Genomic DNA, 12,928 nt, shown 5'->3' with positions numbered 1-12,928 from the left:
TGCGCGCCTTCGGCCGCGAGCGGGCCGAGCGCCGCGTCCTCGCCCGGCGTGGCCGCCGGCTGGCCGACGCCATTGTTCGGCGTACCCGGGCGGTGGGCACGGTACGGGCGGTCGCGGAGGCCACCGCACTGCTGACCACGGCCGCGGTGCTGCTCGCCACCGCCCTCAGCGGGGCCGGGCCGGCCGCCGCTGCCGCCGCCATCGCCATCGCGGGAATCGCCACCCCCTCCGCCCGCGACCTCACCCGGGTGCCGGAGTACCGGTCGGCCTACACGGTGTCGGCCGAACGGATCGCCGCCGAACTCACCCGTCCCCGCCACCCGCGACCACCCGCCTCCGCACCGCCGCTGCCCGACGGCCCTGGCGAGATCGAGCTCACGGGCGTGTGGCTGGCCGGAGTGCTCACCCCGGTGTCGGCGCACGTCCCGGCCGGGAGCGTGGTCGCCCTGGTCGGCCCGAACGGCAGCGGTAAGTCGACCCTGCTGTCGGTGATCGCCGGCCTGACCCCGCCCGACGGCGGGACCGTCCGCCTCGACGGCGCCGACATCGCCGCGGCCCGCCCGTCGTCGGTGCGTTCCGCGATCGGCCTGGCCGGCCCCGACCTTCCGCTGCTGCGCGGCACCGTCGGCGAGAACGTGCGGTACGCCGATCCCCGCGTCGACGGCCGCCGCCTGCACACGACGATCCGCGCCAGCGGCCTCGCCGACCTGCTCGCCGACCTGCCCAATGGCCTGCGCACGGAGGTCCGGGAGCACGGCGGCGGGCTCTCCTCCGGCCAGCGCCAGCGCATCGCCCTGGCCCGCGCCCTGCTCACCCGCCCCCGGCTGCTGCTCCTCGACGAGGCCGACGCCCACCTGGACGCGTCGGCGGCCGGTGTCATCGACCGAGTGATCGCCGACTTCCCCGGCACCGTCATCGTGGTGACCCACCGTCCCGAGCGGCTGGCGACGGCCGACGTGGTGTGGCGGCTCGCGAGCGGGGTGCTGAAGGCCGAACGTCCGGGCGTGCCGCCGTACGGTTTCGCGCGGGCGGCCCTGCCGGGCGGGCCCGGAGCCTCCGCCGCCCCGGCGCGCTGAGCTGCCGCCCCGGCGCGACGCCGCGAACACCGACGCTACGGACATATGTCGCGAAGGATCAGTTTCAGGGGCGTTTCAGAAATGTTGCGACTTCATATACCGACCGGGTAATCGGTCGGTCCTTGTGGTGTGATCCACCTCACTAGCGTTGACCCTCGCCGAGGAGGCGCACATGGGGACCACCACGCCCGACGCCGACCCGCTACCGGAGCCTGACAGCCTCATCCCGCCCCCGACCGAGAAGGCGCCGTCGCGGGTGGTCGCGACCATGGCGCTCGCCCAGCTCGGACTCTTCCTGGCCCTGCTCACCCCCGTCTTCGCGAGTCTCGCCCTCAAGGTGCAGAGCCTTGTCGGCGAGGACGACGCCGTCGCCGCGCTCGGCGTCGTCTCCAGCCTCGGCGCGGTGGCCGCCTTCGTCGCCAACCCGGTGTTCGGCCGGATCAGCGACCGCACCACCGGGCGATTCGGCCGCCGGAGGCCGTGGCTGGTCATCGGCGCGGTGGGGCTGACGGTCTGCCTGGCCGTCATCGCGACGGCGCAGAGCGTCGCCGTCATCGCCGTCGCCTGGTTCCTCGGGCAGTTGCTCGCCAACGCCGCGCTCGCCGCGTTCGTCGCCACCCTCGCCGACCAGGTGCCGATGTTCCAGCGCGGCAGGATCAGCGGCCTGCTCGGCGTCGCCCAGAACCTCGCGATCCTCGGTGCCGCCTACGCCGCCCAGTTCCTGGGCACCCAGATGCTTCCGCTGTTCCTCGTCCCGGGCGTGGCCGGCCTCGCGCTCGTGCTGCTGTACGTCCTCGTGCTCCCGGACCGCCCGCTGCCCCGGCGGCCACCGAGCGAGGGCGGTCTCGGCACGGTCCTGCGGACCTTCTGGGTCGACCCGCGGCGGCACCCCGACTTCGCCTACGCCTGGGCGTCCCGCTTCCTGGTGACGCTGGCCTCGTTCATGTTCACCACCTACCGGCTCTTCTACCTGCAGCACGAACTCTCCCTGGACGTGGCGACCGCCACGGCGGTCATGGCGACCGGCGTCCTCATCTACACGGTCGTGCTGATCGTCTCCGCGCAGGTCGCCGGCTGGCTCTCCGACAAGCTCGGCCGCCGCAAGGTCTTCGTCGCCAGCTCGACCCTCGTTTTCGGCGTGGGGATGGTCGCGCTCACGCAGGCCGACTCCGTCACCGGTTTCTACCTGGCCGAAATCATCCTCGGACTCGGGTACGGGATCTACGTTGGCGTGGACCTCGCGCTCGTGGTCGACGTCCTGCCCAACCCCGACGACTCCGCCAAGGACCTCGGCGTCTTCAACATCGCCAACGCCGGGCCGCAGGCGCTCGCGCCGGCCTTCGGCGCGGCGCTGGTCGGCACCGCCGGCGGTCACAACTACGGCCTGCTCCTGGGTGTCGCCGCCGCGATCTGCGTGCTCGGCGCGCTCGTCGTCCTTCCGATCAAGAAAGTGCGCTGACGATGACCGAAACCCGCACCACCGGCGACCTCGCCGGGTCCGGCCGCGAAGAACGCATCGAAGAACGCATCGAAGCGGCGATCGCCGCCCTGGACCTGCAACGCAAGGTCCGGCTGCTGACCGGAGCGGCGCTGTTCAGCCTGTGGCCCGAACCCGCCATCGGGCTCGCGGGGCTGCGGCTGTCCGACGGCCCCACCGGCGTGCGCGGCGACACCTTCACCGGCGGGCGGATCACCGCCCTGCTGCCCAACGCCACCCTGCTCGCCCAGCACTGGGACACCGGCGTGGCGGGCCGGGTCGGCGCGCTGCTCGCCGAGGAGGCCGCCGCCCAGCAGGTGCACGTCGTACTCGGACCGACCATCAACCTGCACCGCACCCCGCTCGGCGGCCGGCTCTTCGAGGCGTTCAGCGAGGACCCGCTGCTCACCGGCGCGCTGGCCGCCGGATACGTCGCCGGCCTGCAGGAACAGGGGATCGCGGCCACTCCCAAGCACTACCTCGCCAACGAGTCCGAGACCGAGCGCACCACCGTGAACTCGGTGCTGGACGAGCGGACGCTGCGCGAGGTGTACCTGCTGCCGTTCGAGATGGTGGTGGACGACGCCGGAGCGTGGGCCGTCATGGCCTCCTACAACCGCATCAACGGCGTCACCGCCACCGAGCACACCGAACTGCTGAACGGCCTCCTCAAGGAGGAGTGGGGCTTCGACGGGCTGGTCGTGTCGGACTGGTTCGCCACCACCTCCACCGCCGCCAGCGCCAACGGCGGGCTCGACCTCGTCATGCCCGGCCCCGGCGGACCCTGGGAGGACCACCTGGTGGCCGCCGTCCGCGCCGGCGAGGTCGCCGAGAGCACCGTGGACGACCACGTGCGCCGGCTGCTGCGGCTCGCCGACCGGGTCGGGGCGTTCGGCGAGCACCGCTCCTGGCCGCCGGTCAGCCCCGCCCCCGACGGCCCCGAGCGGCGCGACCAGCTCCGTCGGCTGGCCGCCGGCGGCATGACGGTGCTGACCAACCGCTCGGGCGCACTCCCGCTGGCCGCCGACACCGGCCGCGTGGTCGTCATCGGACGGCACGCCACCGAGACCATCGCCCAGGGCGGCGGATCCGCCCAGGTCCGGCCCCCGCACGTGGTGAGCGTGGCCGAAGGGCTGACCGAGGCGCTGGGCGCCGACCGGGTGACCGTGGTCGACGGGGTGGAGGTCAGGAACCGGCCGCTGGCCGCGCCGCTGCGGGCCCTGCGCGACCCGGAGACCGGGCTGCCCGGCATCCGGATGGTCGCCCGCGACGCCGCCGGCACCGTACTGGAGTCCCGGCACGTCGGCTGGACCGAGACCGTCACCGGCGAGGGCGGGGCGGCCGACGACGCGGCCAGCATCGAGCTCACGGCCGAGGTGGTCCTCGGCGAACCGACGCGCATGCAGATCGGCGTGCGCGGCGCGGGGGAGTGGACCCTCACCGGCCCCGGCGTGCACGAGACCGTCCAGCTGCCCAGCGGGGAGGGGCCCGGCGAGGACATCCTGGCCCCGCCCGTCTGGACCACCACCGCGGATCTGGAACCGGGCGCGCGGATCACCGCCGAACTGCGCGGCGAGTCCCGGCTGCGCCTGCTGGGCCTGGTGGCCCGTCCCGCGCCGCCCCCGCCGGCCGAGGCCATCGCCGCCGCCGCGGCCGCGGCCGGTGACGCCGACGTCGCCGTGGTCGTCGTCGGCCTCACCGAGGAGCAGGAGACCGAGGGCGTCGACAAGACCACCCTCGCGATGCCCGGTGAGCAGGACGCCCTCGTCGCCGCGGTCGCCGCCGCCGCGCGCCGCACCGTGGTCGTCGTCAACGCGGCCACGCCGGTGCTCATGCCCTGGCTGGACCACGTGGACGCGGTGCTGTGGGCGGGGCTGCCCGGCCAGGAGGCCGGTGCGGCGGTCGCCGCCGCGCTGCTCGGCGAGGTGGAACCGGCCGGCCGGCTGGTCACCACCTTCCCGGCGCGGGACGGCGACGGGCCCGCGTGGTCGACCGCTCCCCGGGACGGCGAGCTGCCCTACACCGAGGGCACCGCCGTCGGCTACCGGGGCTGGGACGCGTCCGGGCGGCGCCCGCTGTTCTGGTTCGGCCACGGGCTCGGCTACACGACCTGGGAGTACGGCGCGGGCGAGGTCGTCTCCGGCCACGACACCGATGGCACTGACGGCACGGTCGCCGCGGTCCGCGTCGAGCTGGCCAACACCGGGGACCGGCCCGGCCGCGAGACCGTCCAGGCGTACCTGCGCCCGGCGGATCCGGCCGAACCCGTGCGGCTGATCGGCTGGGCCGCGGCGCATCTGGCGCCGGGGGAGCGGTCCCGGGTGGAGGTGCGGTGCGACCCGCGCGCGCAACGGGTGTGGGACGCCGACGCCGGCCGGTGGCGAGCACTGCCGCCCGGCGGAACCGTGCTCATCGCCCGCGGCCTCGGCGACGTGCGCGTTACGCTGCCCACAAGCCGTCCGCCGGAGTGATCCGCCGCCCGCGCGTTCGGTCCGCACCGCGACAGCAGCCCCGCCCGAGGAGTCCGCACCATGTCCTTCCCGCCCCGATACCGCACCGCCCGCAGCAGGTCGCGGGGAGAGGCCAATGGTGCGGAGTCCCGGGCCAGAGCGGTGCGGGCCGCCATCGAGCTGTTCGCCGCCTCGGGCTTCCAGGGCACGTCGATCGCGCAGGTCGCCGAGCGGGCCGGGCTCTCGCAGTCCGGCCTGCTGCACCACTTCCCCAGCAAGGCGGCGCTGCTGGCCGCCGTTCTGGAGGAGCGCGACGCCCGGGACGGCGAGTTCCTGACCTCCGCCGACGGCGGCCGGCCGCTCGGCTGGGCGGCGTTCGACGCGCTGGCCGCGCTCACGGCCCGCAACTCCACCCGGCCGCACCTGGTGGGGTTGTTCGTCCGGCTGACCGCGGAGGCGACCGCGCCGGACCACCCGGCCCACGACTGGGCGCTCGACCACTACGCCGGCGTGCACGCCTGGCTGGTCGACGCGGTCCGGGCCGGGCGGGAGCGCGGCGAGATGCACCCCGGCACCCCGCCCGAGACGCTGGCCCGCAGCACCATCGCGGTCATGGACGGCCTCCAGCAGCAGTGGCTGCTCGAACCGGAGCGCGTGTCGATGGTCACCGAGTTCAGCGGCCACGTGGCGATGCTGCGCGCCCGGTGGGGCACCGCCGAGCGGGCCGTGGTCAGCCCGGGATCATCCACGTGAACAGGTGCGCCTGGGCGAGCGTGATGAGCCCGACCACCGCGGTCAGCGCCACCGACCACCCGAAGGTCTGACGCAGCAGCGCCGACTCCCGGCCGGTCTGGCCGATGGCCGTCGCCCCGACCGACAGGTTCTGCGGCGAGATCATCTTGCCCATCACGCCGCCCGAGGTGTTCGCGGCGCCCGCCAGGACCGGATCCACGCCGAGTTGCTGGGCGGAGACCACCTGCATGGGGCCGAACAGGCTGTTGGAGGAGGCGTCCGAACCGGTGAGGAAGACGCCCAGCCAGCCGACGAAGGCCGCGAAGAACGGGAACAGGAAGCCGGTCTGCGCCAGTGCCAGTCCGAGCGTCGAGGTGGCGCCGGAGTAGTTCATCACGTGCGCGATGGCCAGGATCATCATGATGGTGGCCAGCGCCCAGCGCATCTGGACGAAGGTCTGCCAGTAGACCCGCGCGAGCACGGCCGGCGTCGCCCGCATCACCAGGCCGGCGATGACGGCGGCCATGAGGGCCACCGATCCCGCGGAGTAGAGCAGGTCGATGGTGAGGACGGCCGGGTAGGGCGCGTCCGGCGAGGTGATCGGCGCCACCCGGACGACGCGTTCGTGCAGCCCCGGCCACGGGATCTCCAGGGTGGCGCTCTGCAGCCACGCGGTCACGTTCGCCCACGCCGGGAGGGCGGGGAACAGGCTGCCGATGCGCGACACGAGGATGACCGCGACGAGGATCAGGTACGGGGTCCAGGCGCGGATGCCGGTGTGCGCAGGTGAGGTCCCGGCGGCGGGGGAACCGCCGTCCGGCGCGCTTTCCTCTCCCTCGAAGCGCCACACCGACGGCGGCCGCCACACCCGCATGAGCGCCCAAAGGGCGCCCATGGCGGTGAGCGCGGCCATGACGTCGACCAGGCTGGGGCTGATGAAGTTCGCCACCACGAACTGCATGGCGGCGAAGCCGCCGCCGGTGACGAGCACCGCCGGCCACACCTCCCACGCCCGCCGCCACCCGGCCAGGACCACCATCATGAACCCGGGCACGATGAGCGACAGCAGTGGCACCTGGCGCCCCGTCATCGCCGAGAACAGTTCGGTGGCGGTCGCCGGTTCCATGTCCATGAGCGGCCCCGCCACGGTGCCCAGCACGATGAGCGGGTTGCCGAGCCCCCCGAACGCCACCGGCGCGGTGTTGGCCAGCAGCGCCAGGACCACCGCCTTCACCGGCTGGAAGCCGAGCGCCGCCATCATGGCCGCGGTGATGGCGATGGGCGAACCGCCGCCGGCCACCCCCTCCAGCAGCGCCCCGAAGCCGAACGCGATCAGCAGCGCCTGGATCCGGCGGTCCGGGCTGAAGCCGGCCAGCGCCGCGCGGATGCTCTCGAACCGGCCGGTCGCCACCGTGACGTTGTGGAAGTACACGGCGTTGAACGCGATCCAGGCGATCGGCCAGATGCCGAAGACGAGGCCGAGCACGGTCGAGGACGCCAGCAGGTCCACCGGCATCCGGTAGACGGCGAGCGCCACCACCAGCGCGGCGCCCAGCCCGAGCCCGGCCGACAGGTGCGCGGAGCGCCGGGCGACGCCGAGGGCGACGAGCAGCACCGCGATGGGCAGCGCGGCGAGCAGCGCGGACCCCCACAGGCCGCCGATCGGTTCGTAGTTCTGCACCCAGCCCATGGGGCTCTCTCCACTCTGTGCGTGGTTCGGCTCGGGAAGTCGGTTGGGGGAGACGACGGCAGGCCGCGCCCACGAGAGGCGGAAAGCGCTTTCAGTTACGGGACGACTGTAAGCGTGGTCACAGCGTCACGCAAGGGGTCCTCCGCCCCTCCCGGCACTCCGCACGGGACCCCGCCCAGAACGACCGCGACTCCATCCGCCCGGACGAGCGGGCGCCCCAGCGCGGCCGTCAGCGCGAACGCGTCGCGCCGGCCTCTCCCGGCACCGGTGGCGGATGGCCGGATGCCGGTCCGGGTGCGACCTGAGACGCACCCGGACCGGCACCCCCGAGCGCTCCCGGCACGGCCGCACCCCGGCCGGCCGCGCTGACCGGTCAGCTTCGGCGAGCACCGAAAGTCGCTTTTCGCCCCCCGACGATCCGTGCGATTGCGGAGACGCTGGAGCCGGGCGCGCGCGTCGGGGGACGGACGCGCCCGGAGCAGGCGATCGCCGGCGGTGGACTCCCACCGCGCGGCCCGCGAAGCACATGGGGAGGACAAGGTGCTGGAGACGGGGTGTGCCACCGCCAGCGTGCCCGGAGTCGAGCGGTTCGAGGTGTGGCGCGAGCGATACAGGCGCGCACCGGGCGCGCTCGACATCAGCGGCGACCGTCCCGGGAACCACCACGCCCACGAGCGCATGCTCGTGCTCGGGCCCGTGTCCGTGGTGGTCAAGGCCATGGCGTCGACATGGCTGTACCGGAGCCGCGCGCTCGCGGATCAGGCCGATCCCGGGTTCTACCAGCTGATCATTCCGCGGCAGGGGACCGCGCACATCGAATGGGCGGGTCGGCGCAGCATCGTGGGCGCCGGTGAACTGTGCGGCTACGACCTGCCCCGGCTGCGCAGGGCGGTGCTGCGGGCACCACACGACGGCGGCCTGTTCGAAAGCGTCATCCTCACCGTGCCCGGAACGGCGCTGACGCTGCCGCCGCACCGCGTCGACCAAGTGCTGGGACGGCCGCTGCCCGCCGGCACCGGGGTCGGCGCGCTGCTGACCTCGTTCGCCACCGGCCTGGCCGCCGATGCCCCCTCGCTGCGCGCGACCGACGGCCCGCGGCTGGGCACGGTGCTGCTCGACCTGATCTCGGCGCTGTTCGCCAACGCCCTCGACACCGAACTTCCGGCACCGCCGGACCAGCACCGTCACGCCCTGATCCTGCGCATCCGCGCCTTCATCCGGAGCCGGCTGCACGATCCGCACCTCAACCCGCGCACCATCGCGGCGGCGCACCACGTCTCCACCAGTTACCTGCACCGGCTCTTCCAGGAACAGGACACCAGCGTCGCCGCGTGGATCCGCGACCAGCGTCTGGAGCACGCGCGGCGCGACCTCGCCGACCCGGCCCTGGCCGACGTCCCCATCCAGCGGATCGCCGCCAGGTGGGGATTCGCGCACGCCGCCGCCTTCAGCCGCGCCTTCCGTGCCGCCTACGGGACGCCGCCCCGCGACTTCCGCGAGCGCGCCCGCCGCGATCCGGCACGGACGCGGGGTGCCGCGGGACGGCTCCGGCTCACCCGCGGCCCCATCCCTGACTGACCGGCGTCGCCAGTGCGAAGAAGGCGTAGCGGCCGACGACGAGCACCATGGCGGCGAGGCGCCAGCCGCAGCGCGGCCGGGAGCAGGGGACCTTCCGGGCCGACGTCGACGCCGTCGACCCGCACATGGCCATCAGCTCCTACTGCGTCTGCGCCGTCGCCGACCGGCACAGGTTCACCACCATCTTCGGCCGCGACCGCTGAACCCGGCGCGGCGCGAGCACGACCGCCGCGTCCTCGGCGACATGGTGGTCGCCTACTGCACCGACCCGGCCGGCCGCACGTCCGAACCCTCTGCCTGACCCGCCGGACGTGCGTGCGGGCGGGGCGTGCGACGCCGGCCCGGCGCGGGCGTCGGCAGGTTGGCCAGCGCCACGGTGAGGCAGCCGAGCGCCGCCAGCGCACCGGCCGGCGCGAGCGCGGCCCATGGGGCGCGTTCCACGTACCCCATGCCCTCGGCGAGCACCAGCCCCCACTCGGGGACCGGAGGCTGGGCGCCCAGGCCGAGGAAGCCGAGCGAGGCCAGCGCCAGCGCGATGCCGGGCAGCCGGACCATCGCGTGCCGGGCGACCGCGGGGAGGACCGCCGGCAGCACCTGGGTGCGGTAGATCCACCACGGTGACGCGCCGAGGCACCGGGACGCCTCCACGTAACCGGTGGACAGCTCTTCGCGTGCCAGCGCCGCTGTGTGCGCGGCCAGCGGCGCCCACGCGACCGCCCCCACCGCGATGGCGGCGCCGTGCACGCTCGGACCGGCCAGCGCGGCGGTCAGCAGCCCCGAGAGGACCGGCGGCATGGCGTTGACGACCTCCACCAGGCCTCGGTCGAGCCCGGGGACGAAACCGATGACCAGCCCGATGACCAGCACCGCCCCGGTCACGGCGAGCGCGAGCAGCGCGGTGCGCAGCGCGCCGTGCCCGAGCCGGGCCAGGACGTCGCGGCCCAGCGCGTCCGCGCCCAGCGGCAGGCTCCACGACGGCTCGGCCAGCCGCAGCGCCGGTTGCACCGTGTACGGGTCGCGCAGCAGCCCGGCGACGATCACCACGGCCAGCAGCACGGCGATGCCCGCGGGGGCGAGCCGTCCGAACAGGCCCGGCTCGGGCCGCGGCCGGGCGACGGGGGTCAGCGCGCCGCCGCGCAGCGCCGGCCCCATCACCAGGCGCTGGCCCAGCCCGGCCAGCGCGCCGCCCAGCACGCCGATGAGCACCAGCGCCAGCACGCTGACCTGCAGCACCGGCAGGTCCTGGGCGACCGCCGCCCCCAGCGCGGTCCGGCCGATCCCGGGGATGGCGAACAGCGTCTCCACGGTGACCGCGCCGCCGGTGAGCGCGACGACCACCAGGGACCACTGCGGGAACAGCGCCGGGAGCGCGCGCCGCAGCCCGCCCGCGGCGAGCGTCCGCCGCCGGAAGCCGAGCGCGTGCCACGTGGTCGCCCACTGCTCGCCGAACGCGCTGGGCAGCGCGTCGTCCTGGAGGCGGCCGAGCAGTCCGCCGGCGGGGATCCCCATCGCGAGCGCCGGCAGCACCAGGTTGCGGGCGTCGGTCCACCCGTACGGGGGGAGCCAGCCCAGCCATACCGCCACCACGACGAGCAGCACCGAGCCGATCAGGAAGTCGGGCAGCGCGGTGCAGAACGCCGCGGGGATCCCGCTGCTGTGCCGTACCACTCCGCGCGATCCCGCCAGGAGGGTACGGCCGGACAGCAGCGCCGCCAGCAGGACCGCCACCGCGACCGCGCCGGCCATCAGCGTCAGGGAGACGCCGATGCCCTCCACGACGCCCGGCAGTACCGGTCGCCCCGACACCCAGGAGGTGCCGGCGTCGCCATGGAGCAGACCGGACAACCAGGAGCCGAGCAGCGCGACCGGGCCGTCGTCGAGCCCGAGGCGCTCGCGGATGGCCGCCAGCGCCTCGGGGTCGGGGTCCCGCTCGGCGGAGCCGGCGCGCAGGATGGTCAGGGCGGGGTCGCGTCCGGTCAGCCACGGCAGCGTGCCGACGAGCACGATCAGCGCGGCGACGGCGGCGATCCGGGACAGCAGTGTCGCGAGGAACAGGCCGCCACCGCGCGGCCAGCGAGGGTGCCGCATGGTCAGTCCGTGCTCCGGTGGGTCTCCAGCCCGACCAGGAGCCGCTCACGCGGGTCGAAGAGCGCTCCCTCGGTACCGGGGGCGTCGCCCTGGATGACCCGTTCGTGCAGCAGGGGGATCGCGGCGTCGGTCTCCAGGATGGCGCGTTCGGCTTCGAGGGTCGCGGTGCGGCGGGCGTCGGGGTCGCCCTCCTGCTCGGCCGCCGAGAGCAGGTCGTCCACCTCGGTGTCGCACAGCCCGGAGATGTTGAACCCGCCGTCGCAGGAGAAGTCGCTGACCATGTAGGCGACCGGGTCGCCGGAGTCCAGCACCGTCGCGCGGGACAGGATGAACAGGTCGAACTCACCGTTGAGCGCGTCGCTCTCGATCTGGGCGTACTCCCGGATCTCCTGCTCCACCTCGAATCCGGCCGCCTCCAACTGCTGCTCCAGCGTGGCCGCGACCTCGGGCAGCTCGGCGCGGTCGGTGAAGGTGGCCAGGGTGATGCGGGCGCCGTCGGGGTCGGCCGGCTCGGGGCCCTCGCCACGCTCGGGCCGCTGGTCCGACCAGGGCAGGGCGGGGCCGAGCAGGCCGTCCGCGAGGTCGGCGCGGCTCTCGTAGACGCTCTCGACCAGTGGTTCGGCGTCCACCGCCGCCCGCACCGCCGCGCGCATGGCGGGGTCGGCGAAGACGCCGGAGGCACCGTCCTCGCGAGTGTTCAGGTAGAGGGTGTTGGTGCGCGGCATCGGGACCTCGCGGAAGGTGCCCTCGTCCAGCAGCGCGGCCTGCGACGGCGGGATGGCCTCGACGATGTCGGCCTCTCCGGTGCGCAGGGCCGCGGTGCGGGCCGCGCCGTCGGGTACGAACGACACGTCGATGCCGGGGGCCGCGGCGGTCCCGTTCCAGTACCCCTCGAAGCGGTCGAGGGCGGCGCTGTCGCTGCCGTTCAACGTGACGAGCTCGAACGGACCGCTGCCGTGCCCGGTCGGGTCCACGGTGTTCCCGTCGCCCTGGTAGGCGTCGGGGGAGAGGATGCTCAGCTGCGGGCTGGACAGCCGGTGCGGCGTGAGGGGGTCGGTGAAGTTGGTGGTGATGACGACCTGGTCGTCACCTTCGGCGCGGACGTCCCACTCGACGCCGTCCAGGATGCGCGGCTTGGGCCGCGCCTCGGTCGCCGCCGTGAGGGCGTCGGCGACCACCCGGGCGTCCAGGGTGGTCCCGTCGTGGAACGTCACCTCCCGCCGGATGTCGAACTCCCAGGTGTCGTCGGCCGTCTGGCGCCACTCGGTGGCGAGCATCGGCAGTGGGTCGCCGGCTTCGTCCAGCTGGACGAGGGTCTCGGCGATGCCGAGCCGGGACAGCTTGAACGCGTCGTCGCTGAAGGGGTTGAGCGCGGATCGCGGCGGGTTCAGCATGGCGACGCTCAGGCGTTCGGAGTCGGCTGCGCCGCCGGCGGACCCGGAGAAGCAGCCGCCGGTGAGTACGAGGGCGGCGGACAGCACGGTCGCGCCGAGCGCGCGACGGGGGACAGGGGGATGCATGGGACCTCTCTCGGCTGCGTTCCGGCGAGCGCGGCATGACACAGGAGGCCGCAGGGAACGGCGCGTGGACCGCACTGACCGCATGAAATGGACATTCTGTGTGGATGGCGACAGTACGGACAAGAATGATAATGGTTATCGTTCGAGGTCACTCCGGTGGGTCCCGCGCGTCCCCCCCGGCGCGGAACGGCCGCCCGGCCGAAGGCGGTCGCGCTCGCCTCCCACGTCCGGCCGCCCGTCTGAGTACGTCGGCGCCCGTGAGCTGAGTACCCGTCCCCTCCCCGATGCCCGCCCGGTGCTGCCAGGCTGGGTCTCGT

Annotated in this window: 9 protein-coding genes; 6 read left to right on the top strand and 3 right to left on the bottom strand. The window is 74.4% G+C overall.

What is annotated here, in order from left to right:
- The 4 genes from ACFQRF_RS06810 to ACFQRF_RS06795 all read left to right on the top strand — a co-directional run.
- The coding region (locus ACFQRF_RS06810) for an ATP-binding cassette domain-containing protein (protein ID WP_379869754.1) at positions 1-1,076 on the top strand (1,076 nt) is incomplete at its 5' end.
- Positions 1,077-1,248: 172 nt separating this feature from the next.
- Positions 1,249-2,535 (top strand): MFS transporter, encoded by a 1,287-nt coding sequence (locus ACFQRF_RS06805; RefSeq protein ID WP_379869752.1) that lies wholly within the window; start codon positions 1,249-1,251, stop codon positions 2,533-2,535.
- Positions 2,536-2,537: 2 nt separating this feature from the next.
- A complete protein-coding gene (locus ACFQRF_RS06800) occupies positions 2,538-5,024 on the top strand; it encodes a glycoside hydrolase family 3 C-terminal domain-containing protein (protein ID WP_379869750.1) in 2,487 nt (828 codons plus the stop codon).
- A 60-nt stretch (positions 5,025-5,084) separates the two neighbouring features.
- Entirely contained in the window at positions 5,085-5,756 is a 672-nt protein-coding gene (locus ACFQRF_RS06795; RefSeq protein ID WP_379869748.1) for a TetR family transcriptional regulator, read from the top strand.
- On the opposite strand, the gene ACFQRF_RS06790 is transcribed toward ACFQRF_RS06795, so the two are convergent.
- Positions 5,734-7,425 (bottom strand): L-lactate permease, encoded by a 1,692-nt coding sequence (locus ACFQRF_RS06790; protein WP_379869747.1) that lies wholly within the window; start codon positions 7,423-7,425, stop codon positions 5,734-5,736. The genes ACFQRF_RS06795 and ACFQRF_RS06790 overlap by 23 nt on opposite strands.
- Positions 7,426-7,920: 495 nt before the next feature.
- Here ACFQRF_RS06790 and ACFQRF_RS06785 point away from each other — a divergent pair, with 495 nt between their 5' ends.
- Both ACFQRF_RS06785 and ACFQRF_RS06780 read left to right on the top strand, forming a co-directional pair.
- Entirely contained in the window at positions 7,921-9,003 is a 1,083-nt protein-coding gene (locus ACFQRF_RS06785; RefSeq protein WP_379869745.1) for a helix-turn-helix domain-containing protein, read from the top strand.
- Between the two features lie 47 nt (positions 9,004-9,050).
- Positions 9,051-9,206, top strand: coding sequence for a hypothetical protein (locus ACFQRF_RS06780; protein WP_379869743.1), 156 nt, complete (start codon positions 9,051-9,053; stop codon positions 9,204-9,206).
- Between the two features lie 52 nt (positions 9,207-9,258).
- On the opposite strand, the gene ACFQRF_RS06775 is transcribed toward ACFQRF_RS06780, so the two are convergent.
- Together ACFQRF_RS06775 and ACFQRF_RS06770 are read right to left on the bottom strand one after the other, a co-directional pair.
- Positions 9,259-11,091, bottom strand: a complete 1,833-nt coding sequence (locus ACFQRF_RS06775; protein ID WP_379869741.1) for an ABC transporter permease subunit — start codon at positions 11,089-11,091, stop codon at positions 9,259-9,261.
- Positions 11,092-11,093: 2 nt separating this feature from the next.
- A complete protein-coding gene (locus ACFQRF_RS06770; protein ID WP_379869739.1) occupies positions 11,094-12,611 on the bottom strand; it encodes an ABC transporter substrate-binding protein in 1,518 nt (505 codons plus the stop codon).
- Between the last annotated feature and the right edge of the window lie 317 nt (positions 12,612-12,928).

This window comes from Marinactinospora rubrisoli (assembly GCF_042664915.1).
Classification (GTDB): Bacteria; Actinomycetota; Actinomycetes; order Streptosporangiales; family Streptosporangiaceae; genus Marinitenerispora; species Marinitenerispora rubrisoli.
The sequence above is the reverse complement of the archived record's forward strand: the minus strand, read 5'-3'. Positions and strand labels throughout refer to the sequence as shown.

Coding starts and splice junctions, on each gene's coding strand:
- ACFQRF_RS06790 (WP_379869747.1), bottom strand. CDS start 7,425: ATGGGCTGGGTGCAGAACTACGAACCGATCGGCGGCCTGTGGGGGTCC.
- ACFQRF_RS06775 (WP_379869741.1), bottom strand. CDS start 11,091: ATGCGGCACCCTCGCTGGCCGCGCGGTGGCGGCCTGTTCCTCGCGACA.
- ACFQRF_RS06800 (WP_379869750.1), top strand. CDS start 2,538: ATGACCGAAACCCGCACCACCGGCGACCTCGCCGGGTCCGGCCGCGAA.
- ACFQRF_RS06780 (WP_379869743.1), top strand. CDS start 9,051: ATGGCGGCGAGGCGCCAGCCGCAGCGCGGCCGGGAGCAGGGGACCTTC.
- ACFQRF_RS06770 (WP_379869739.1), bottom strand. CDS start 12,611: ATGCATCCCCCTGTCCCCCGTCGCGCGCTCGGCGCGACCGTGCTGTCC.
- ACFQRF_RS06805 (WP_379869752.1), top strand. CDS start 1,249: ATGGGGACCACCACGCCCGACGCCGACCCGCTACCGGAGCCTGACAGC.
- ACFQRF_RS06795 (WP_379869748.1), top strand. CDS start 5,085: ATGTCCTTCCCGCCCCGATACCGCACCGCCCGCAGCAGGTCGCGGGGA.